Source organism: Haloarcula sp. MBLA0138 (genome assembly GCF_055632455.1).
In genome coordinates, this window is record NZ_CM145746.1 from 974,535 (window position 1) to 995,598 (window position 21,064).

The 21,064-nt window shown below is 68.3% G+C and carries 20 protein-coding genes and 1 tRNA gene; 13 read left to right on the plus strand and 8 right to left on the minus strand.

Annotated features, from left to right (window positions below; translation table 11 throughout):
• Window positions 1-23 precede the first annotated feature (23 nt).
• Window positions 24-911 (minus strand): DUF5794 domain-containing protein, encoded by an 888-nt coding sequence (locus ACV7JO_RS05005; RefSeq protein ID WP_470355245.1) that lies wholly within the window; start codon window positions 909-911, stop codon window positions 24-26.
• A gap of 386 nt (window positions 912-1,297) precedes the next feature.
• On the opposite strand from ACV7JO_RS05005, the gene guaB reads away from it, so the two are divergent.
• Window positions 1,298-2,782, plus strand: a complete 1,485-nt coding sequence (gene guaB / locus ACV7JO_RS05010) for an IMP dehydrogenase (protein WP_470355246.1) — start codon at window positions 1,298-1,300, stop codon at window positions 2,780-2,782.
• 151 nt (window positions 2,783-2,933) lie between these two features.
• Window positions 2,934-3,365, plus strand: a complete 432-nt coding sequence (locus tag ACV7JO_RS05015) for a GNAT family N-acetyltransferase (protein ID WP_470355247.1) — start codon at window positions 2,934-2,936, stop codon at window positions 3,363-3,365.
• A gap of 92 nt (window positions 3,366-3,457) precedes the next feature.
• Here the strand turns inward: ACV7JO_RS05015 and ACV7JO_RS05020 are convergent.
• Window positions 3,458-3,531: transfer RNA gene (locus ACV7JO_RS05020), tRNA-Lys, on the minus strand.
• A 153-nt stretch (window positions 3,532-3,684) separates the two neighbouring features.
• Between ACV7JO_RS05020 and ACV7JO_RS05025 the strand changes: the two genes are divergently transcribed.
• A complete protein-coding gene (locus ACV7JO_RS05025) occupies window positions 3,685-5,148 on the plus strand; it encodes a DHH family phosphoesterase (protein ID WP_470355248.1) in 1,464 nt (487 codons plus the stop codon).
• On the opposite strand, the gene ACV7JO_RS05030 is transcribed toward ACV7JO_RS05025, so the two are convergent.
• A complete protein-coding gene (locus ACV7JO_RS05030; protein ID WP_470355249.1) occupies window positions 5,145-5,450 on the minus strand; it encodes a PRC-barrel domain-containing protein in 306 nt (101 codons plus the stop codon). The genes ACV7JO_RS05025 and ACV7JO_RS05030 overlap by 4 nt on opposite strands.
• A 105-nt stretch (window positions 5,451-5,555) precedes the next feature.
• Here ACV7JO_RS05030 and ACV7JO_RS05035 point away from each other — a divergent pair, with 105 nt between their 5' ends.
• Entirely contained in the window at window positions 5,556-6,020 is a 465-nt protein-coding gene (locus ACV7JO_RS05035) for an SRPBCC family protein (RefSeq protein ID WP_470355250.1), read from the plus strand.
• Window positions 6,021-6,033: 13 nt separating this feature from the next.
• Here ACV7JO_RS05035 and ACV7JO_RS05040 read toward each other — a convergent pair whose 3' ends face one another.
• Window positions 6,034-6,570, minus strand: a complete 537-nt coding sequence (locus ACV7JO_RS05040; protein WP_470355251.1) for a DUF7504 family protein — start codon at window positions 6,568-6,570, stop codon at window positions 6,034-6,036.
• Window positions 6,571-6,731: 161 nt separating this feature from the next.
• Here ACV7JO_RS05040 and ACV7JO_RS05045 point away from each other — a divergent pair, with 161 nt between their 5' ends.
• Together ACV7JO_RS05045 and ACV7JO_RS05050 are read left to right on the plus strand one after the other, a co-directional pair.
• Entirely contained in the window at window positions 6,732-7,406 is a 675-nt protein-coding gene (locus ACV7JO_RS05045; RefSeq protein WP_470355252.1) for a metal-dependent hydrolase, read from the plus strand.
• Window positions 7,407-7,463: 57 nt separating this feature from the next.
• Window positions 7,464-8,150: a protein sorting system archaetidylserine synthase gene (locus ACV7JO_RS05050; RefSeq protein WP_470355253.1), complete on the plus strand. Its 687-nt coding sequence runs from the start codon at window positions 7,464-7,466 to the stop codon at window positions 8,148-8,150.
• Between the two features lie 28 nt (window positions 8,151-8,178).
• Here the strand turns inward: ACV7JO_RS05050 and ACV7JO_RS05055 are convergent, their stop codons facing one another.
• Window positions 8,179-8,955, minus strand: coding sequence for an alpha/beta fold hydrolase (locus ACV7JO_RS05055; RefSeq protein ID WP_470355254.1), 777 nt, complete (start codon window positions 8,953-8,955; stop codon window positions 8,179-8,181).
• 150 nt (window positions 8,956-9,105) lie between these two features.
• On the opposite strand from ACV7JO_RS05055, the gene ACV7JO_RS05060 reads away from it, so the two are divergent.
• Together ACV7JO_RS05060 and ACV7JO_RS05065 are read left to right on the plus strand one after the other, a co-directional pair.
• Window positions 9,106-9,357, plus strand: a complete 252-nt coding sequence (locus ACV7JO_RS05060; RefSeq protein ID WP_470355255.1) for a DUF7127 family protein — start codon at window positions 9,106-9,108, stop codon at window positions 9,355-9,357.
• Window positions 9,354-11,618, plus strand: coding sequence for a CDC48 family AAA ATPase (locus ACV7JO_RS05065; protein WP_470355256.1), 2,265 nt, complete (start codon window positions 9,354-9,356; stop codon window positions 11,616-11,618). The genes ACV7JO_RS05060 and ACV7JO_RS05065 overlap by 4 nt, the downstream gene beginning before the upstream one ends.
• Window positions 11,619-11,705: 87 nt before the next feature.
• On the opposite strand, the gene ACV7JO_RS05070 is transcribed toward ACV7JO_RS05065, so the two are convergent.
• Window positions 11,706-13,160 (minus strand): methyl-accepting chemotaxis protein, encoded by a 1,455-nt coding sequence (locus ACV7JO_RS05070; protein WP_470355257.1) that lies wholly within the window; start codon window positions 13,158-13,160, stop codon window positions 11,706-11,708.
• Between the two features lie 105 nt (window positions 13,161-13,265).
• On the opposite strand from ACV7JO_RS05070, the gene ACV7JO_RS05075 reads away from it, so the two are divergent.
• The 3 genes from ACV7JO_RS05075 to ACV7JO_RS05085 all read left to right on the plus strand — a co-directional run bounded on the left by ACV7JO_RS05075 (window position 13,266) and on the right by ACV7JO_RS05085 (window position 16,432).
• Complete coding sequence (locus tag ACV7JO_RS05075) at window positions 13,266-14,459, plus strand: ABC transporter substrate-binding protein (protein ID WP_470355258.1); 1,194 nt, start codon at window positions 13,266-13,268, stop codon at window positions 14,457-14,459.
• A gap of 169 nt (window positions 14,460-14,628) precedes the next feature.
• Window positions 14,629-15,879 carry a mandelate racemase/muconate lactonizing enzyme family protein gene (locus ACV7JO_RS05080; RefSeq protein ID WP_470355259.1) on the plus strand — a complete coding sequence of 417 codons (1,251 nt, stop codon included), beginning with the start codon at window positions 14,629-14,631 and terminating at the stop codon, window positions 15,877-15,879.
• A 28-nt stretch (window positions 15,880-15,907) separates the two neighbouring features.
• Complete coding sequence (locus ACV7JO_RS05085) at window positions 15,908-16,432, plus strand: hypothetical protein (protein ID WP_470355260.1); 525 nt, start codon at window positions 15,908-15,910, stop codon at window positions 16,430-16,432.
• A 26-nt stretch (window positions 16,433-16,458) separates the two neighbouring features.
• On the opposite strand, the gene ACV7JO_RS05090 is transcribed toward ACV7JO_RS05085, so the two are convergent.
• On the minus strand, window positions 16,459-18,060 hold the full coding sequence (locus ACV7JO_RS05090; RefSeq protein ID WP_470355261.1) for an AMP-binding protein: 1,602 nt from the start codon (window positions 18,058-18,060) through the stop codon (window positions 16,459-16,461).
• A complete protein-coding gene (locus ACV7JO_RS05095; protein WP_470355262.1) occupies window positions 18,053-18,916 on the minus strand; it encodes an alpha/beta fold hydrolase in 864 nt (287 codons plus the stop codon). The genes ACV7JO_RS05090 and ACV7JO_RS05095 overlap by 8 nt, the downstream gene beginning before the upstream one ends.
• A gap of 56 nt (window positions 18,917-18,972) precedes the next feature.
• On the opposite strand from ACV7JO_RS05095, the gene ACV7JO_RS05100 reads away from it, so the two are divergent.
• Both ACV7JO_RS05100 and ACV7JO_RS05105 read left to right on the plus strand, forming a co-directional pair.
• Entirely contained in the window at window positions 18,973-19,806 is an 834-nt protein-coding gene (locus ACV7JO_RS05100) for an aldo/keto reductase (protein WP_470355263.1), read from the plus strand.
• On the plus strand, window positions 19,794-20,855 hold the full coding sequence (locus ACV7JO_RS05105) for a PD-(D/E)XK nuclease family protein (RefSeq protein ID WP_470355264.1): 1,062 nt from the start codon (window positions 19,794-19,796) through the stop codon (window positions 20,853-20,855). The genes ACV7JO_RS05100 and ACV7JO_RS05105 overlap by 13 nt, the downstream gene beginning before the upstream one ends.
• Window positions 20,856-21,064 lie beyond the last annotated feature (209 nt).

Here is a 21,064-nt window from a genome sequence, read left to right on the forward strand (position 1 = left end):
CGGACCCGCCTAAAGCTTCGGGGTCAGAGCCACGGCGCGCGCTCTTGGTCGGGGTCGTAGTCGACGGCCGCGCCGTCGTCGGTGCGCTCGTCGGCGGCGACGCCCTGCGTGGCCCCGCCGTCGGAGAACGCCGCCGTGAGGTCGACGTGGTCGGGGTGGTAGTCGGCGTGGCGCTCGCGGGCGTGTTCGGGGTCGAAGCTCAGCAGGGCCGTGACGGCAAGTACCGCCAGCGCGACGGGCGCGCTCGTCGGCATGACGCCGAACACGGAGAGCGCGAGGACGCCCAGCGCGACGGCGCTCCCGAACCGGAAGCGGTCGATGTCGACGGCGTTGCGCAGCCACGGGCTGGTCAGCGCCACGGCGAGGGCGAACCCGACGCCGATGGCGGCGGTGCCGGCCGCCCGGGCGATGGTCGCGGGGTCGGCGTCGACGACCAGTTGCGCACCCGCGGGGTCGAAGCTGGCGAACAGCCCGAGGACCACGATGACGGCCGGGCGGGGCATGTACTCGGCGACGCGGGCGCTGGCGGTCTGGGCGGCGACGACGAGGATGACCAGTCCAGCGAAGCGCTCGAAGGTCGCCAGCGAGACGAGGCCGGCGATGGTCGGCGCGAGCGCGGCCTCGACGGCGGCGACGGGAATCAGCACGCTCCCGACCAGCAACACGGCGCGGGCCTGTCGGCGGGGACCGCCCTCCATCTCGGCGAGGATGACCGCGACGGTGGCGCTCCCGCCGAAGACCAGCAGGCCGATCTCGAGCATCCCGGTCCACGTCGTCAGCGCGCCCGCGAGGACGAGCGCCGGGAAGATACCGTCGACTAACGGGAGGCTCATCACGACGGCGAGCAGGCGGCCGCCGCGCCCCACCTGTCGCTCGATGGCGAGGGCGGTCGGGTGTCTGGAGCTACTCATGTCGCGTTACGGGCGTGGATAACCCCGCTCTCGCCGGGAAGCTCCGGTGACGGCGCGTGCGAGTCCGGGCGGGGAAGCCGACACCCGGCCGTTCCGTTTGCCGAACCCCTCGAAAAATGTCTTCTCGACGGCCGCGGCCGGCGTCGATAGTCGGGCAGTGCCCGCGCTGAGGGATTCGGTTTCGCGCATATCTATCACTATCCTTCATTCGCGCATAAGTGTTGCGTGAGAACCGGCCACAGGGGTCACGAAACGCACGGTGGAGCCGGCGGAACTGGACGGTCGTCACCCGTCGGACCGGCCTCGCCGCGGCGTCCGGTATGGGAGCGAGCCACAGTCTCGGCGAGTCTCGCAACGCTTTTGCCGTGCCGTCGTGGACGGTTTACATGGCGAACGATTCCGAGCCCTTCTCCGAGAAGCTCCGCGTTCCGGAGGCGTTGACCTTCGACGACGTACTGCTGCGACCCAAGGAGTCCCGGGTCGAACCCGACGAGGCCAACACCGCCACGCGGGTCTCCCAGAACGTCCGGCTGCAGGTCCCCGTCCTCTCGGCGGCGATGGACACCGTCACCGAGAGCGACATGGCCATCGCCATGGCCCGACAGGGCGGGCTGGGCGTCCTCCACCGCAACACCGACGTAGACGAGATGGTCGCCGAGATAGAGCGCGTCAAGCGCGCCGACGAACTCATCATCCGCGACGTGGTGACGGCCAACCCCGGCCAGACAGTCAAGGAGGTCGACGAGATGATGGAGCGCGAGGGCGTCTCCGGCGCACCCGTCGTCGACGACGGCACCGGCGAGGTGCTGGGCATCATCTCCGGGACCGACATCCGGCCGTTCCTCGAAGTCGGCGAGGACGACGCCGTCTCGGAGGCCATGACCGACGAGGTCATCACCGCCCCCGAGGACGTCACGCCCCGGGCCGCGCTCGAACTGATGTACGAGAACAAGATAGAGCGCGTCCCCATCGTCGACGACGGGGACCGGCTGGTTGGACTGGTGACGATGCAGGGCATTCTCCAACGCCGCGAGTACGACCAAGCGGCCCGCGCCGACGACGGCTCGCTGCGGTGTGGCGCGGCGGTCGGCCCGTTCGAACTCGACCGCGCCCGCGCCGCCGACGAGGCCGGCGTCGACGTGCTGTTCATCGACTGCGCGCACGCCCACAACCTCGATGTCATCGACAGCGCCCGCGAGATAAAGGCGGAGGTCGAGGCCGACGTGGTCGTCGGCAACATCGGCACCCGCGAGGCCGCCGAGGACGTCGTCGACTTCGCCGACGGCGTGAAAGTCGGCATCGGCCCCGGTTCCATCTGTACGACCCGCGTCGTCACCGGGTCCGGGATGCCACAGATTACGGCCGTCTCGCAGGTCGCCGACGTGGCGAGCCAGCACGACGTGCCGGTCATCGCCGACGGCGGGATTCGGTACTCCGGGGACGCTATCAAGGCCATCGCGGCCGGCGCGGACGCGGTGATGCTTGGCTCTTACTTCGCCGGCACCGACGAGGCACCGGGCCGCGTCATCCAGATGAACGGCAAGAAGTACAAGCAGTACCGCGGCATGGGCTCGGTCGGCGCGATGAACGAGGGCGGCGGCGACCGCTACCTCAAGGACGACGAGGAGGGCGAGGAGTTCGTCCCCGAGGGCGTCGAGGCGGCGACGCCGTACAAGGGGTCGCTCCAGTCCGAACTCCACCAACTGGTCGGCGGGATGCAGTCCGGGATGGGCTACGTCGGCGCGGAGACGATTCCGGAGTTCAAGGAACGGTCCGAGTTCGTCCGTGTCTCCGCCGCGGGCCAACAGGAGAGTCATCCCCACGACGTGATGATTACCGACGAAGCGCCGAACTACAGCCCCGACAGCTAACTCAGTACCCTTCTATCGCCGCGTGACAGACGGGGCTGCACGCCTCGGCCGGTTCGGACTCGCTCTCGACTGCGCCGTCGACGGTCCGACGGAACCCGATCGGACGCGCACCACCCGGAAGATACACCCGCGCGGCCGGGGAACGGACGGTATGGCAGTCGAAGTACGGACTGGCGACTGGGCGACGTTGCGAGCGCCCGCGACGGCGGTCCGGCGGGCGGTGTTCGTCGAGGAACAGGGGGTCTCCGAGGCCGAGGAGATGGACGGCCGGGACGAGGCGGCGCGCCACGCCGTCGCCGTCGACGACGGCCGCGCTGTCGGCACGGCCCGTCTCCGTATCCCCGAGGCCGGCGTCGGGAAGGCCGAGCGTGTGGCGGTCCGCGAGTCACACCGCGGGTCCGGCGTCGGCACGCGCCTGATGGACGCCGTCGAGTCGATGGCCCGCGACGCCGGCGCGACGACGGTTCGCCTCCACGCTCAGACCCGTGTCCGGTCGTTCTACGAGTCGCTGGGATACGCGGCCGTCGGCGACGAGTTCGAGGAGGCCGGCATCCCCCACGTCGAGATGGTGAGAGAGCTGTAGCGGCCGACGGGATTCGAACACCTGCGCGACGTTCACGCGACTCGAATCTCTCCGTAGCCGCTTCGCTCCTCACGAACTGTTCGAGCAGAAAGCGGGCCGGAAGGGATTTGAACCCTCGACCGACGGCTTAAGAGGCCGTCGCTCTGCCAGACTGAGCTACCGGCCCAGTACACTCTCACGTCTGGAAGGGAAACTCAAATAGGTTTTCATTCGTCCCACTCGTGTCGGTCGGTCTCACGCTCTTCCGGCGGTTTCTCGGCGGCGTCGCTGTTCGAAGGGCGTGATTAAAGGGGCCTCGCGCCCACCGATGTAAACACCAATGAGTGCAGCCAGCGGCATCACGATGGCCTCCATGTCCACGTACGCCATTCTCGGGTGCGGGAGCGTGGGCCACGCCGTGGCGGAGGAACTCGTCGGCGAGGGCAAAGACGTCCTCATCCTCGACGCGGACGACGGGCGGGTGGAGGCACTGCGCGACCAGGACCTCAACGCACAGCAGGCCGACATCGCGGAGCAGAGCGTCGTCGAGACGGTGCGGGACCGCGACGTGGTGCTCATCATGTCGCCGGACGTGGCCGCCAACGCCGAGGCGGTGCGGAACATCCGCGAGGCCGACGGCGACCAGTTCATCGTCGCGCGGGCCGACGACCCGGTCTCGGCCGACGAACTCACCGACCTCGGGGCCGACGTGGTCGTCAACCCCTCGGCAGTCATCGCCGACTCGGCGCTCCGGGCGCTGGAGACGGGCGAACTGGAGTATCAGGCCACACAGCTGGCCGACGTCATCGACGCCACGGAGGACCGGATGGCGATTCTCATCCACCGCTCCCCGGACCCCGACTCCATCGCCTCGGCGGCGGCGCTGCGGGCTATCGCCGAGAGCCGGGACGTGGAGGCCGACATCGTCTACGAGGGCGAAATCGGCCATCAGGAGAACCGCGCGTTCGTCAACCTGCTGGGCATCGACCTCGCCTCGCGCGAGTCCGTCGACCTCGGGGAGTACGACACCTTCGCGCTGGTCGACGTCGCCAAGGGCGGCGAACCGGACGTGGACAGCGTCGACATCGTCATCGACCACTACGAACACGAGGACGAGCACGACGCCGACTTCTCGGACATCCGCCCGAACGTCTCGGCCACGTCGACCATCCTGACGAAGTACATTCAGGAACTCGACCTCAACCTCGACCAGACCGTGGCGACGGCGCTGCTGTACGGTATCCGGGCCGAGACGCTGGACTTCAAGCGGGACACGACGCCGGCGGACCTCACCGCCGCGGCGTACCTCTACCCCTTCGCCGACCACGACACGCTGGAACAGGTCGAATCGCCGTCGATGAGCCCCGAGACGCTGGACGTGCTGGCCGAGGCCATCCGCAACCGCGAGGTACAGGGGAGCCACCTCGTCTCCAACGCCGGGTTCATCCGCGACCGCGACGCCTTGGCACAGGCCGCCCAACACCTCCTGAACCTCGAAGGTATCACGACGACCGCGGTCTTCGCCATCGCCGACGACACAATCTATCTGGCCGCGCGCTCGAAGGACATCCGGATGAACATCGGGAAGGTGCTGGCCGACGCCTTCGGGGGGATGGGCGAGACCGCGGGTCACTCGACGGACGCCAGCGTGGAGATACCGCTGGGCATCTTCACTGGACTGGACACGAGCGACGACAACCGCGACACGCTGCTGGAACTCACCGAGGAAGCCGTCAAGCGGAAACTGTTCGAGGCGATGGGCGTCGACAGTTCGAGCGGCGGCGAGAGCGCGAACGGGAACTAGGCCGCGACCTCTTCCTCGCCGTCGTCGGACTCGGGCGCGCGGATGCGCTCGACGATGTCGTTGACGATGACCACGTCGCCGACCGCCTGCACCCAGCGGTACGGGAGGATGACGCCCCGCGAGGACCGAACGTCGGCGTCGAAAAGCTCCGTGTTCAGTTCGTGGAGCGCGAGCCCCGTCACCTCCTGTCGGTCGAGGTCCAAGCGCAGGTCCTCCACTTCGCCGACGAAGACCCCGTTGTTCGAGTACACCTCACGACCCACTAGCGTCGTTATCTCCTGTGGAACGGCTTCGGCGTCCATACTGTTCGGTCGGACGCGCGGGTCTTAAAATTTCGTTGCCGTCCGTCGCCCGTCAGACACCGGGTCCCGCGGTGCTTTTGCCGACAGAACCCCAACTGTGACCCGATGCCGGAGATAGCGGCCAGCGTCGACGTGCCGACGCCGCCGGAGACAGTGTGGGCCGTCCTGACCGATACAGATGCTTACCCCCGGTGGAACACGCTCCTGCGGGTGGCTGGCCCGCTGGTCGCCGGTGAGACCGTGGACGCGACGCTCTCGGTTCCCGGGCTCCCGACCGTCTCCTTCCGCCCGACCGTCGTCGCCGTCGACCCGGAGTCCGAAATCCGCTGGGAGTCCTCGCTGTTCGGCTACGACGCCGTTCACGTCTTTCGCATCGAACCGCACGAGACCGGCTGTCGGTTCGTCCAGCGCGAGACCGTCCGCGGGCCGCTCGCAGGTCGCGTCGTGGGGCGACTGGAGCGACGGCTCGAACGCGGCTTCGAGCAGATGAACCTCGGCTTGCGCCGGCGGGCGGTGGCGCTGTCCGAGCGGTCGGTGTCGGCCGACGCGGAGCGGACGACCCGTCGCTGAACCACCGCCCCTCTTACCGCAGGTCGTGTTCCGTCTCGACGCACCGCCGCAGCGCGGCGTAGGTCCCCTCGTCGACGGCGTCGCGGACCACACCGTAGATTCCCCGGGTGTCGCCGTCGGCGGCCCGCGAGGCGACGTGGTCGAGAAACCGGACGACGCGGGCCTCGTCCGCGTACATCAGGAAGACGTTGAGGTTCTCGACGACCAACAGCCCGTCGCCGTCGAGTGTCCCGAGGAGCCGCGAGAGGCGCATGCTCAGGCCAGTCAGGTCGTCCGGGACGACCGGCGTCGTGTGGTGCATCGGGCCGTCGTACTCCACCGTCGACCCGGAGACGGGGACCATGCCGACGCGGTTGAGCGACCAGCCGGCGTCGGCGAGCGTCGTCGCCACGGCCGCGGGCGACGTGGCGGAGACGATGACGGCGTTCCCCGGGGTCTGGCGCGGGAGCCGACTGAACAGCGACTGCATCGACGTGAGCGCAACGAGCGACTGCTCGCCGGCGGCGAGCGACAGCTGTCCGCCGGTTTCGGCGAGGGTGTCGTCGCTCATCCCGGTCGACACCGCCCGCGTCCAGTCCCTATCTGGTCCACCGCAGCGTCCCGTCGCCGCATTCCACTACCGGAAAAACTCGGCTTTCGACGAATAAATAACTTCGCTTTCGCACTGCGACCACCGCAACACTCATCGTCGCGCTGTCGCCATGTGAATACGTGCCTTCCTTGGTGGTCCACTACGCCTTCGCGGGGTTGTTGGCCGCGACACTGCTGGGGGCGGCCTTCGACAAGCGGTCGCTGCTGTTGGCGCTGGGCGTCGTCACGTTCCCGGACGTGGACGCCTTCATCGGGCTGTTCTCGACGGTTGGACACCGCGCCGCGACGACGAACCTCGTGATTCCCGGGCTGTTGGCCGCCGCGCTCGCCGTCGACCTGTACCTCCGCGAGGAGTCGTACGTCCGGGCGCGCTGGGGTGCCTACGGCGTCCGCGTCGCGTGGTTCTGCGTGTTCGTCTACGCGGTCGGGCACGTCCTGCTGGACGCCGTCGGCGGCGGCGCGAATCTGCTGTGGCCGCTACACGACCAGTTCTACCAGATACAGGGCCGACTGGAGCTGTCGACACAGCGCGGTATCGTCCAGACGTACGTCGAGACTGGCGGGTCGCCGGACGGCGGCGACGGGGGCGTCCCGACGCTGCGGGCCATCGGGAACACGAGCGAGGTCCAGATGGACAGCGGCGTCGACCCAAACCCGGGCCAGTCGACGCCGTCGGACGGGCCGGTCGACCGGGTGTTTCCCGTCGCCCGCGGCGGGTGGCAGCTATACGTCCTCGTGGTGGGGACGCTGGCGACGGCCGCCCGATTCGTCGTCGGCTACGACCTGCCAGAGTGAGGGCGGGACCGTCCGGGTTCCGAGTCCTTCATGTGGCAGGTGGCCGAGCGGATAGCCATGGGATTCGAGGTGCGCCGACGACTCAGTGTCGCCGACGTGGTCACGCTGACCAATGCCGTCGTCGGGTTCCTCGCGGGGGCTATCGCCTTCGCGAACGTGCAGTTGGCCGCGCGGTTGATGCTGCTCGCGGTCATCGCCGATGCCGTCGACGGTATCGTCGCCCGGGGCGGCGAGAGCTCCGAGGTCGGTCCGCTGTTGGACTCCGTCACCGACGTGGTCTCGTTCGGCGCGACACCGGGGCTGTTCGTCTACGTCGTCCTGACCGAGGCCTACGGCGGGTTCGGGACGGCACCGCTCCCGGTCTACGCCGCCGTCGTCGCCGCGGCCGCGACCTTCGTCGTCTGTTCTATCGTCCGGACGGCCTTCTACAGCACGTACATCGACGACCCGAAGAACCGGCCGGGGATGCCCAACACCCTCGGGACGATGCTGCTGGGGACGGCCTACCTCGCCGGGGTGACCGACCCGCTGGTCGTCGGCGTCGCGGCCGTCGTCCTCGGACCGATGATGGTCGCGCCCTTCGACTACCCGAAGCCGGGACCGAAACACGCCGTCCCGATGGGGTGTGTGCTGGCCGTCGCCGTCGTCGCGCCGACGGCGTTGCACCGGGCCGGCCCGCGAGTCATGCTCGCCATCGCGCTCCTCTTTTTCGCGCTCGGGCCGCGGTACTACTGGGCCGACTGAGCGTGGGGCCGACCGAGAGCGGGACCGGCTAGAGCGCGTCGTCGAGGAACCCCGCGACCGCTCGGGCGAAGGCTCCGGGCTGTTCGACCATGGCGAGGTGGGCGGCGTCGGGGACGAGCGCGAACTCGCCGGCCGGCACCTCGCGGGCCAGTCGCTCGTGGACCGACCGGGGAGTCAGCCTGTCGTGTTCGCCACAGACCGCGAGCGTCGGCACGGCTATCTCGCCGAGGCGGTCCCGGCCGTCGAAGCGGTCGCAGGTCTCGAAGTCGCGGGCGGTGACCGCTCGCCCGACCGCCCGCATGGTCTCGCGCGAGCGCTCGACGACCGCGGCGTCGGCGTCGTGGAACAGACGGTCCCGGCCGTGGAGGAAGTCGACGGCCCGCTCGAAGTCTTCGGCCAGCCACGTCAGCAAGTCCTCGAACACCGGGAGACGCGGGCCGGTCCCGAGGAGGACGAGAGCGCGGGGCGTCCAGCCCTCTCGGAGTACGACCCGCTGTGTGACGGCCCCGCCAAGCGAGTTCCCGACGACCGCGTCCGCGTCGACGGCCCGCCCGACGGCGGCCACGTCGTCGGCGTAGGCCGCGAGCGCGGGGTCCCCGGCTTCAGCCGCCACGTCCTCGGAATCGCCGTGGCCGCTCAAATCGAGGGCCGCGGCCGGGAACGCGGGCGCGTGCGTCCCGTACTGCTGTGCCCAGACGCGGTGGGTCCCGCCGCTGCCGTGGACGTACAGGACCGTCGGCCCGTCGCCGGCCGGGCGGGCGTGCCGATAGGCCGTCTGCCGACCGTCGTGGTGGACGAACTCCATCGTCTCCCCGCACGCGGCCGATGCGGATAAAGGCCCGCGGGTAGTAGCCGGCGGTGTGAACCGCATTCAATCGAAACGTCTCTCGGAGACCGCCGTACCACGGTTTTTGAGCAAAGATTTATATACTAGTATGGCTTACGTATAGTTAGCATGAACGCAGAACAACCCCTGTTAGACGAGACTGCGCTCCGTCGGTACGACTACGACGACGGCTCCGCCGTCCTCGCAGTGGACGTGGGACCGACCGCCGACGCGAGCGTCGAGGTCGTCGACGGGACGGTCATCGTCGTCGTGGACGGCGAGCAACACGAGTACGACGTGCCCGCCGGTGACGCACGAGCGTTTATCAACAACGGCGTCCTCACTATCGAACTGTCAGAGAACGAGGGAGACGACCGATGAAACTCACTGTCAAACCACTCAAGCAGAAAGACGCGGGGCGCGGCCTCGCGGCCATCGACCGGGCCGCGATGGACGAGATGGAACTGGAAAACGGCGACTACATCGTCCTCGAAGGGCAACAGAACAAGGCCGTCGCGCGGGTCTGGCCGGGCTACCCCGAGGACGAGGGCAAGGACATCGTCCGCATCGACGGCCAACTCCGACAGGAGTGTGGCGTCGGCATCGACGACAGCGTGAACGTCGAGAAGGCCGAAGTGAAGGCCGCGACGAGCGTCACCGTCGCCTTGCCCCAGAACCTCCGGGTCCGGGGCAACGTCGGCCCGATGATTCGCAACAACCTGAGCGGGCAGGCCGTCACGCAGGGCCAGACGGTCCCCGTGAGCTTCGGGCTCGGTCCGCTGTCCTCGATGTCGGGCCAGAAGATTCCGCTGAAGGTGGCCGACACGGAGCCGTCGGGGACCGTAGTCGTCACCGACTCCACCGACATCGAGGTCAGCGAGAAGCCCGCCGAGCAGATACGCGGCGGGAGCGAGAGCGGGCGTGACACGCCCGACGTGGCCTACGAGGACATCGGCGGGCTGGACGACGAACTCGAACAGGTCCGGGAGATGATAGAGCTGCCGATGCGCCACCCCGAACTGTTCCAGCAACTCGGCATCGAACCGCCGAAGGGCGTCCTGCTGCACGGCCCGCCGGGCACCGGGAAGACGCTGATGGCGAAGGCCGTCGCCAACGAGATAGACGCCTACTTCACGACCATCTCCGGCCCGGAGATAATGTCGAAGTACTACGGCGAGAGCGAGGAACAGCTCCGCGAGATATTCGAGGAGGCCGAGGAGCAGTCCCCGGCCATCGTCTTCATCGACGAGATAGACTCCATCGCACCCAAGCGCGGCGAGACCCAAGGCGACGTGGAACGCCGCGTCGTCGCGCAACTGCTCAGCCTGATGGACGGGCTGGAGGAGCGCGGGCAGGTCATCGTCATCGGCGCGACCAACCGCGTCGACGCCATCGACCCCGCCCTGCGCCGGGGCGGTCGCTTCGACCGCGAGATCGAGATCGGCGTCCCGGACAAGGACGGCCGCCGGGAAATCCTGCAGGTCCACACCCGCGGGATGCCCCTCTCGGAGGACATCGACCTCAACGAGTACGCCGAGAACACCCACGGCTTCGTCGGGGCCGACCTCGAACAGCTGACCAAGGAGGGCGCGATGAGCGCTCTCCGGCGCATCCGGCCGGAGTTGGACCTCGAATCCGACGAGATAGACGCCGAGGTCCTCGAGGCCTTGGAGGTCAGCGAGCGCGACTTCCGCGAGGCCATCAAGGGCATCGAGCCCTCCGCCCTCCGGGAGGTGTTCGTCGAGGTGCCCGACACCACGTGGGAGAGCGTCGGCGGCCTCGAAGACACCAAGGAGCGCCTGCGCGAGACCATCCAGTGGCCCCTCGAATACCCCGAGGTGTTCGAGTCCATGGACGTCGACGCCGCCAAGGGCGTCCTGCTGTACGGCCCGCCGGGCACCGGCAAGACGCTACTGGCGAAGGCTGTCGCCAACGAGGCCGACTCGAACTTCATCTCGGTGAAGGGGCCGGAGCTGTTGAACAAGTTCGTGGGCGAGTCCGAGAAGGGCGTCCGCGAGGTGTTCAGCAAGGCCCGCGAGAACGCCCCGACGGTGGTGTTCTTCGACGAGATAGACTCCATCGCCACGGAGCGGGGCGGTGGCACCACCGACTCCGGCGTCGGCGAACGGGTCGTCTCCCAGCTACTGACCGAACTGGACGGCATCGAGGAGATGGAGGACGTGGTGGTCGTCGCCACGACGAACCGCCCGGACCTCATCGACGACGCGCTCCTGCGCCCGGGCCGGCTGGACCGCCACGTCCATGTCCCGGTCCCCGACGAGGAGGCCCGCCGGGCCATCTTCGGCGTCCACACCCGCGACAAGCCACTGGCCGACGACGTGGACCTCGACCAGTTGGCCCGTCGCACCGAGGGCTACGTCGGCGCGGACGTGGAGGCCGTCTGCCGCGAGGCGTCGATGGCCGCGACCCGCGAGTTCATCAACAGCGTGGCGCGCGAGGAGATGGCCGACTCGGTCGGCAACGTCCGCGTGACGATGGACCACTTCGAGCACGCGCTGGGCGAGGTCGCCCCGAGCGTCACCGAGGAGACCCGCGAGCGCTACGACGAGATAGAACAGCGCTTCGAGCGGGCCGAACCGGGCGTCGGCGACGACGAGAAGGTCGGCCGGACCTTCCAGTAACGTCGGTCCGGACAGCACCGTCGGCGGTCCCGGTGACCGCCTCGGGATAGCAGTGACGCGACCGCGGGGCCGGGGCGTTCGCCCCGCTCACCCGCTCGTCTCGTAGCGCTCGAACAGCGTCGTCAGCTGTTGGGCGCGCATCGTGAGCATCTTGACGTTGACGTACATCTCGCCAAGCGCGAGGTTCTGCTCCTCGGCGATTGCGGCGACGTGTTCGGCCTCCTCGACGTTCTCGCGGGAGACCTCGGCCACGTCGTCGGCGATGGCGGCGACCTCCTCGGAGGTCGCGGCTTGGTCGTCGGTCGCGTTGCTGATCTCCTCGACGCCCGAACTGGTCTTCTGGACGTGCTCCATGATGGATTCGAGCGCCTCCAGCCCCTCCTCGACGGCGGTCTGCCCGTCCTCGACGGCGTCCTGCATCGCCGTTATCTCGTCGACGGCCTCCTCGGTCTGGGTCTGGATGTCCGCGATGAGCGTCTCTATCTGGTTCGTGGCGTCCTTGGTCTCCTCGGCGAGAGTCTTGACCTCGTCGGCGACGACGCCGAATCCGGTGTTCTCGGCCCCGGAGGAGGCGTGAGCGGCCTCGATAGAGGCGTTCAGCGCGAGGATGTTGGTCTGCTCGGCGATGTCGTCGATGAGGTCGACTATCTGCCCGACCTCGTCGGTTCGCTCGTGGAGCGTCCGGACCGTCTCGACGACCTCGTCGGTCCGGTCGACCGTCGTCTCCATGGTGTCGTGGGCCTCCCGACCGGCCTCAATGCCCTCGACGGTGCGTCGCTCGGTCTTGTCCGCCATCTCGGTGACCTCGGTCGAGGAGGCCGCTATCTCCTCGATGGTCGCGGACATGTCCGACATCTCCTCGCTGATGGTGGATATCTGCTGGTGTTGCTCGTGGAACACGTCGGCTATCTCCTGCACCGTCCCCGCGACGCTCTCGGAGGCGTCCTTGACGGCCTCGGTCGCCGCCGTCACCTGCTCGGAGGAGCCGGCCACGTCCTCGGAGAACTCGCCGGCCGTGTCGATGGTCTGTTCGAACGCCGCGGCCATCTCGTTGAACTCGGCGGCGAGTTCGTCGAGCGAGACCGCGGGCGTGTCGTCGTCGAGCCGCCGGGTGAGGTCGCCGTCCCCGACGGCGCTGACGGTCGCTCGCTGGTCGTCGAGGTAGCTCTCTATCTCCGGTACATCGGTCCCGTCCGCGGAGGTGACGCCGCCGTCGGCCGTCGCGACCGCTGGCCCTGCGGGCGCGGCCGTCCGCGCTGTCTCGCGGGCGTCGTCGCGTTCGGCTCTCGCCCGCGCCAGTTCGGCTCGGGCAGTGTCACGCTCCTCGCGGAGGCGGTCCCGTGTCGCTCGAATCGCGTCTGTCTGCGAACGCACGTGCCTGACGGAGTACGCCCCACCTGCCACCGTGACCGCGAAGCCGGCTGCGGAGAGACCGAGCGCAGCTCCCGACGGCGCAGCCGTGACGACGACCGCCTGATACAGGGCGTGCCCCAGTTGCCCGAGTACGGCGGCAGTGGCGCTTCTTCGAAGGGAGTCTGACATGGTATTACGTTTCTAGATGCGCCATATAAATTATCGTGTCCGAGTAATCACATCTGAGAACAGGCGGGGTAGTTTGATTACGGCCCGGTCACGAAGGTCCCGGCAATGGCACAGCTTTCGGCTCCGGACCGCCGGCCCAGCGTGGAACTGCTCCACCGGCTGGTCGGCGGCGACGGCGGGGCGGCGCTCGACGCGTTCCTCGACGGCTTCCAGCAGCGACACCCGGACGTATCGCTGGGCGACGTGACCGACGAGAACCTCAGCCTCGAAGTCAAGAGCCGCATCCTCCGCGAGGACCCCCCGGACGTGTGGATAGAGTGGCCCGGCCGGAACCTCCGGCCCTACACCGAGGCCGGCGTCGTCGGCGACGTGAGCGAGGTCTGGGCCGCGGGCGACATGGAGCGCAGCTACCTCGACGGCCCGACGGAGGCGGCCCGCTTCGACGGCACCTACCGCGCCGTCCCGCTCAACATCCACCGCATCAACAACCTCTTTTACGACGTGGCGGCGGTCGAGCGACTCGGCATCGACCCCGCAAGCGTCGACAGCCCGCGGGAGTTCGTGACGGTCCTCCGGCAGGCCGACGACGAGGCCGCCGCGGCCGGGATGCTCTTCCCGATGAAGAACCCGTGGACGGTCCTCCAGATGTGGGAGACGGTTCTGCTCGGCGAGCAGGACGCGGACACCTACCGCGCCATAACCGACGGCGCGGCGTCGGAGCACCGGCGAGCCGTCGCCGACGCCTTGGAGATAGTCGAGGCGTACGCCGAACTCGCGACCGACGACCGGCTGTATCTCTCGCTGACCGAGGCCAACGACCGCTTCGTCGACGGCGGCTCCGTCTTCTTCCATCAGGGCGACTGGGCGGCCGGCGCGTACACCGGGACCGACGGGTTCGCGTACGGCGAGTCGTGGGACCACGTCCCCTTCCCGGGGACCGAAGGGCTGTACGCGATGAACATGGACGCCGTCGTCTCGGGGACCGGCGTCGGCGACCCCGACGCGGTCTCGACGTTCCTCTCGTACGCCGGGTCCGCCGACGGCCAACGCCGGTTCAACCGCAAGAAGGGGTCGATTCCGCCTCGGACCGACGTGGACACCTCGGCGTTTACCTCGTTCCTGCAGGACCAGCAGGACGACTTCCAGCGCTCCCGGACCCAGCCGCGCTCTATCACGCACGGCCTCGGCGTGCGGCCGGACCAACTCATCGAACTGAAGACGGCGCTGTCGACGTTCGTCTCGACGTGGGACGTCGACGCGGCGACGGCCGACATCGTCGCCGCGCTCGACTCGGCGTAACCGCTCCGCAATTTATTTACGCTACGAAAAGAGAGAATTGAACCGGGGAGCGTGGAAGCGACTCCACATTTCTTCGTGCCGAGCGAGCCCAGCGACGGCGGCGTCCGTGCCGCCACGCCGGACATCGAATCCCTCTACACTTTTGTAACGGGGGTAGTAAATCCCGGCCATGGGGCAAGCGAACGACGTCGATTACGCCGACCTACACGACCCGAACGCCGAGTACACGATGCGGGAGCTCTCCGCGGAGACGATGGGCGTCACCGCCAAGCGCGGTGGCGGCCGCGACGTGGAGATAACGGACGTACAGACCACGATGGTCGACGGGAACTTCCCGTGGACGCTGGTCCGCATCTACACCGACGCGGGCGTCGTCGGCACCGGGGAAGCCTACTGGGGCGCGGGCGTTCCGGAACTCATCGAGCGGATGAAGCCGTTCGTCGTCGGCGAGAACCCGCTGGACATCGACCGCCTCTACGAGCACCTCGTCCAGAAGATGTCCGGCGAGGGCAGCGTCGAGGGCGTCACCGTCACCGCCATCGCGGGCATCGAGGTCGCGCTGCACGACCTCGCCGGCAAGATTCTCGAAGTGCCGGCCTACCAGCTGCTGGGCGGCAAGTACCGCGACGAGATGCGCGTCTACTGTGACTGCCATACCGAGGAGGAGGCCGACGCCGACGCCTGCGCCGCGGAGGCCCGCCGCGTCGTCGACGAACTCGGCTACGACGCACTGAAGTTCGACCTCGACGTGCCCAGCGGCTTGGAGAAGGACCGCGCGAACCGCCACCTCCGCCCGGGCGAAATCCGCCACAAGGCCGAAATCGTCGAGAAGGTCACCGAGGAGGTCAAAGACGAGGCCGACGTGGCCTTCGACTGCCACTGGACGTTCTCCGGTGGCTCCGGCAAGCGACTGGCCGAGGCCATCGAGGAGTACGACGTGTGGTGGCTGGAAGACCCGGTGCCCCCGGAGAACCTCGAAGTTCAGGAGGAAGTCACGAAGTCGACGACCACGCCCATCACCGTCGGCGAGAACCGCTACCGCGTGACCGAGGAGCGCCGCCTCATCGAGGAGCAGGCCGTCGACATGATAGCGCCGGACATGCCCAAGGTCGGTGGCATGCGCGAGACCCGCAAGGTCGCCGACGTGGCGAACCAGTACTACATCCCCGTGGCGATGCACAACGTCTCCTCGCCCATCGCGACCATGGCGAGCGCGCAGGTCGGAGCCGCGATTCCGAACTCGCTGGCCGTCGAGTACCACTCCTACGAACTCGGCTGGTGGGAGGACCTCGTCGAGGAGACGGTCATCGAGGACGGCTACATCGAGATTCCCGAGGAGCCGGGGCTGGGCCTGACGCTCGACCTCGACGCCGTCGAGGAACACATGGTCGAGGGCGACACCCTCTTCGACGAGGCCTAACGCCCGCCCCGTCACGCTCGCACACGGTATGCCCTCCCGTCTCGCCTCGCTCGCGAACGCGCTCGTGACCGTCGCGGTCGGCCCCGGCATCGTCGCTCACGAGTACGCACACGCCGTAGCCTGCCGGCTGACCGGGGTCCCGGTGGTGTCGGCTCCCTCGTTCGACCTGTGGGGGGACGACACCGCGCTCGTCCACGGCCCGGTCGAGTCGTTCCGGGCCGACTTCGCCGTCGCCGTCGCGCCGTTTCTGGGGAACTCGCTGCTCGGGGCCGCGGCCTTCGCCGCCGCGGCCGCGCTCGCCGGACCGGCCGCTGCGGTCTGTCTCTGGCTCGGCGTCGCCTTCGGCTTCACGTCCCTTCCAAGCACCGTCGACACGGCGACGCTGTTCGAGTCGGCGGCCGACGAGCCCGGCCACCGGCGCGTCCTCGCGGGTGTGCTGGCGGCCCCGGTCCGCGCTGCGACGGCGTCGACGGTCGTCGCGGGCGTCCTCACGACCGTCTGGACCGGGCTGTTGTTCGCGGTCGGGACGGCGCTGGCCGGCGGCCCGTCGTAGGGCGTCTCCCGCCGGCCCTGCGGCGCTCACTCGCTCTCACCGAACCGCTCGGCGACGGCCTCGCGGTCTATCTTCTCCGGGCCGCTCGTGGGCATCGCGTCGACGAACGTGAGGTGCCGGGGGTGTTTGAACCGCGCCAGTCGACCGTCGAGGAACTCTCGGAGACGGTCGAGCGTGAGGGCCGCCGCGCTCGCCCCGTCGGCCGGTTCGACGACGGCGTTACCGACCTGTCCCCACCGCTCGTCGGGGACCGGAACCACGACCACCTCGCCGACCGCCGGGTGGTCGGCGACGGCGTCCTCGACTTCGGCCGGGTAGACGTTCTCGCCGCCGCTGACGAACAGTTCTTTCTTGCGCCCCTCGACGTAGTAGTAGCCGTCCGCGTCGACCCGGGCGAGGTCGCCGGTCGAGACCCACTCGCCGAACGTCGCCTCGGATTCCGGGCTGTCGAGGTAGCCGGCCGCGGCGTGTGGGGAGCGCAGTTCCAGTTCGCCGACCGCGCCCCGCTCGACCGGTTCGCCGTCCGCGACCACACGGGCGTCGACGTGTACGGCCGGTTTCCCGACGGAGTCGGCCTTCTCGCGGGGCCACCCGTCGGGCATGGCGAAGTTGTTCGGACCGCACTCGGTGAGGCCGTACCCCTGCGAGAGATCGACGCCGCGGTCCCACCACGCCTCCATGACGCGCTGCCGGCAGGGGCCGCCGCCGCTCTTGACGACCCGGAGCGTCGAGAGGTCGGTCCCGTCCCAGCGGGCGTGGTCGGCCATCGCCCGCAGGACGGCGGGGACGGCCACCAGCACCGACGCCGACTCCTCGGCTAACACGCGCAGGACATCGCCGGCGGCGAACTCGCGGGCGACGACGACCGTCCCGCCCATGTGCCACACCGGCACCGTGAGGACGTTCCAGCCGCCGGTGTGGAAGGTCGGGAACACCATCGGCGTGGTGTCGTCCTCGCGCAGGCCCCACGCCGTGATGGTGTTCAGTGAGTTCCAGACGATGCCCTCGTGTGTCAGCACTGTCTCCTTCGGCGTCCCCGTCGACCCGCCGGTGTGTAACAGGAGGTGGGGGTCCTCGGGGTCGAGCGCGGCTGTCTCGACCGGCCCGTCGGCGGCCGGCCGAGCGGCCTCGTACGACGGGGCGTCGGGGAACGGGGCCGTCTCTCCATCGTCGTCGCCGTTACTGCCACCCCCACCATCGTCGCCGTCGTCGGGCAGCGTGAGTATCGCCGGTGACGCCTCGGCGTGCTCGTCGAGGGCCGTCCGAACGCCGGCGGCGAAGGGCGCTTCGACGACGAGTACGCGCGGGGCCACGCGGTCGAGCAGTTCGCCGAGTTCCGGCGGCGCGAGGCGGTGCGAGAGGGGCGCGAGAACGCCGCCGGTCTTCCCCGCGGCGAAGAAGAGGTCGAAGACGGCGGGGCGGTTCCGCGAGACGACGGCCACCGGTTCGCCGTCTGCGACCCCGCGGTCCCGGAGGAGGCGGGCGGTCCGGTTGGCGCGGGCGTCCAGTTCGGCGTAGGTGTAGCGCCGCCCCGTCGTCGTGTCGACCAGCCCCTCGCGGTCGGGGGTCAGCGCCGCTCGCTTCTCGCTCCACGCGCCGACCCAGTCCCCCGGTCCGTGGTCAGACATCGTCGAGAAACTCAAGCAGCGCGTCGTTGACCCGCTCGCGGTACTGGATGAAAAACAGGTGCGGGGCGCTCTCGACGGGGTCGAAGAGCACGTCCGGGAGGCCGTCGGCCAGCAGTTCACCGTTCTCGAAGGGGACCACCCGGTCGGCGGTGCCGTGCATGACGAGCGCGGGCACCGTTATCTCGTCGAGACGCTCTGAAACGTCGAAGGCCTCGACCGCCGCGCCCTGCCAGCGGCGGGCCCGCTCGCCGGCGTCGCTCGCCAGCCGCCAGTCGACGATGCTGTCGAGGAGGTCGTCGTACTCGGCGGCGAACTCCCGGCTCAGCGCGGGTGCCATCTTGTAGCGTATCGCCTCGCGCTCGTCGAGGTCGTCCGGTACGTCGTACATCCGCGCCCGCGTCTCCTCGGGGACCGGGACGGCGTCGGGGCCGCCCGGCGACGTACACATGAGCGTCAGCGTCGCGGCCCGGTCGTACGCCAGCGCGTACTGCTGGGCTATCATCCCGCCCATGCTCGCGCCGACGACGTGGGCGCGCTCGATACCGGCGTCGTCGAGGACCGCTTCGAGGTCGGCCGCCATCTCCCCTATCGTGTACGGGCCCACCGGCTCGTCGGAGTCACCGGTGCCGCGGTTGTCCCAGCGGACGCTCTCGTAGCGCTCGCTCACCGCGCGGTGTTGCCAGCGCCACATCCACGTCCCGTATCCGACGCCCTCGACGAACACCACCGTCTCGGCGTCGTCGGGGTCGCCCGCGCGGGGCCCCTCGCGCTCGTAGGCGAGGCGGACCCCCTCGTTGTTCGCGTATGGCACGCTCGTCACTTCGCCCCGCGCGCCCTTCAAGGGGACCGTTAGCATGCGAACCGACCCCGCAGCCGACACCTCCATGAGGCTCGGGAACGTCAATCGAGGGAATGGTTCGGACCTTGCCACGCCTCGGCCTCGGGACCTCGGGCCTCGCCGGCGCGTTCGGCGGCGACGACCCCGAGACGTGTGTCGACGCCGTCGCGGCGGCGCTGGAGGCCGGCTACCGCCACGTCGACACGGCCCAGATGTACGGCAACGAGCGCCTCGTCGGTGCCGGCATCGAGCGCTCGGCGGTCCCCCGCGACGATGTCTTCCTCGCCACGAAGGTCGACCCGAGCAACCTCGCGTACGACGACGTCGTAGCGAGCACGAAGGCGAGCCTCGACGCGCTGGGCACCGATTCGGTTGACATGCTGTACGTCCACTGGCCCATCGACGCCTACGACCCCGAGGAAACGCTGCCGGCGTTCGACGCGCTCCGCGACGAGGGGTACGTCGACCACGTCGGCGTGAGTAACTTCACCGTCGAGACGCTGGAGCGGGCCCGGGAGGTCCTCGACGCGCCCGTCGCGGCGAATCAGATGCAGATGCACCCGCTGTTGCCGCCGACGGAGGGCGAGCGGGCCGAGCTACTGCCCTACGCCGCCGCCCACGACATCGACGTGGTGGCGTGGTCCCCGCTGGCTCGCGGCGACGTCCTGACCGTCCCCGAGGTGCGCGCCGTCGCGGCGAAACACGATACCAGTCCGGCACAGGTCGCGCTCGCGTGGCTGCTCCGGTACGACGTGAAGGTCGTCGTCAAGTCCGCCGACCGGGCGCACATCCGGGACAACCTCGGGGCGCTCACGCGGGCGCTGGACGACGAGGACGTCGAGCGACTCGCGTCGATTGACGAGCGAACGCGCCTCTTCGACCGCGAGGCGGCCCCGTGGAATCGCTGACTCCGCCCGCGAGGACGGCGGGCGATATTCACCGCACCGGGGGAAAAATCATGCATCAACCCTACGAACGGTCGCAGGTGAAAATTGAATCGGATACCATCTTCGAGACTGTCGGAGAGCACGAAATCGATTTTTCTGTAGCTCAGTTGGCAGAGTCCTCCGATGTATTCAGACACTGGTTCGTTTCTCGAGTTGACCCCGACATCGAGGTCGGTGAGTATCTCGGCGGAGCGATACACGCGAGTTACGCCGGTGAAGGTGAATCCGATATTGAGTTCGGGTTCGTCACGACAAACGGGGACCGACACATCGTATTGGTCGAAAACAAAATAGACGCCGCCAAGCAACCAAACCAGATCGAGCGATACTACAACCGGGGCCAGTTCCGCGTCGAACGTGACGATTGGGACTCGTATACCGTCTGTTTGTTAGCCCCGGAGAGGTACGTGTCCGAGGACGACGAGACGGGATTCGATTCTATCGTACACTACGAGGACGTTCTCGAACAGCTCAGGACCCTCTCACACGATGGGGCTGAGTTCCTACAAGATGTGTTTGAGGCGGCACTGACGAGGTCTCGCACGTCAACTACGGCTGATGCCTCCGAAACCCTTCAGGCAGTCCGAGACCAGTTTCTGACTGAGACGGATATTACGTATCTCGAAGCAGACCCAGAGTATGCTGGGTACAACAAGCGCACTTCGTTCGAATCAACGCATCCGGAGCATCACGACGCGGTTCGGTACGACGTTTTTGTCGGCGAAATCGGTGATACAGGCCACACAACTGTTAGATTGCAAATCCAAAGTTCAGACAATCTCACCCCGGAAGAACGGGAATCGCTCAAATCGGTCGCCTCACAACATACTGAGAAACTCCCCGATTACAAGTGGCGTTTCCATCGAAAGGTGAATATCGGCTTCAAACAGGTTGGGCACGAAGCCGTTATCGGAGACGATTCACACGAAACCTACGTTGACGCGATTGTCGGTGAGTTACTCACCCTCTCCGATACGTTCCATCCTCTATTCGCCGGAGAGAGTAGGTAAACGTATCCTTGTATCGGTGCGTGTCAGCTCTCAGTCGAGCGTCGCGTCTCGATCCGCAGAGAAGTATCTATGATGTTGTCAGTGTCGCCCGGAACACTAACGACCGGCGTCGTCCTCGGCGGTGTGCCGCGTCGGCCGGTAAACCCTCGTGCCGGGCGGTCGCCGTATGGCGACAGGTGTCGCGTGCCCGGGTTCTCCGGACGGTCATC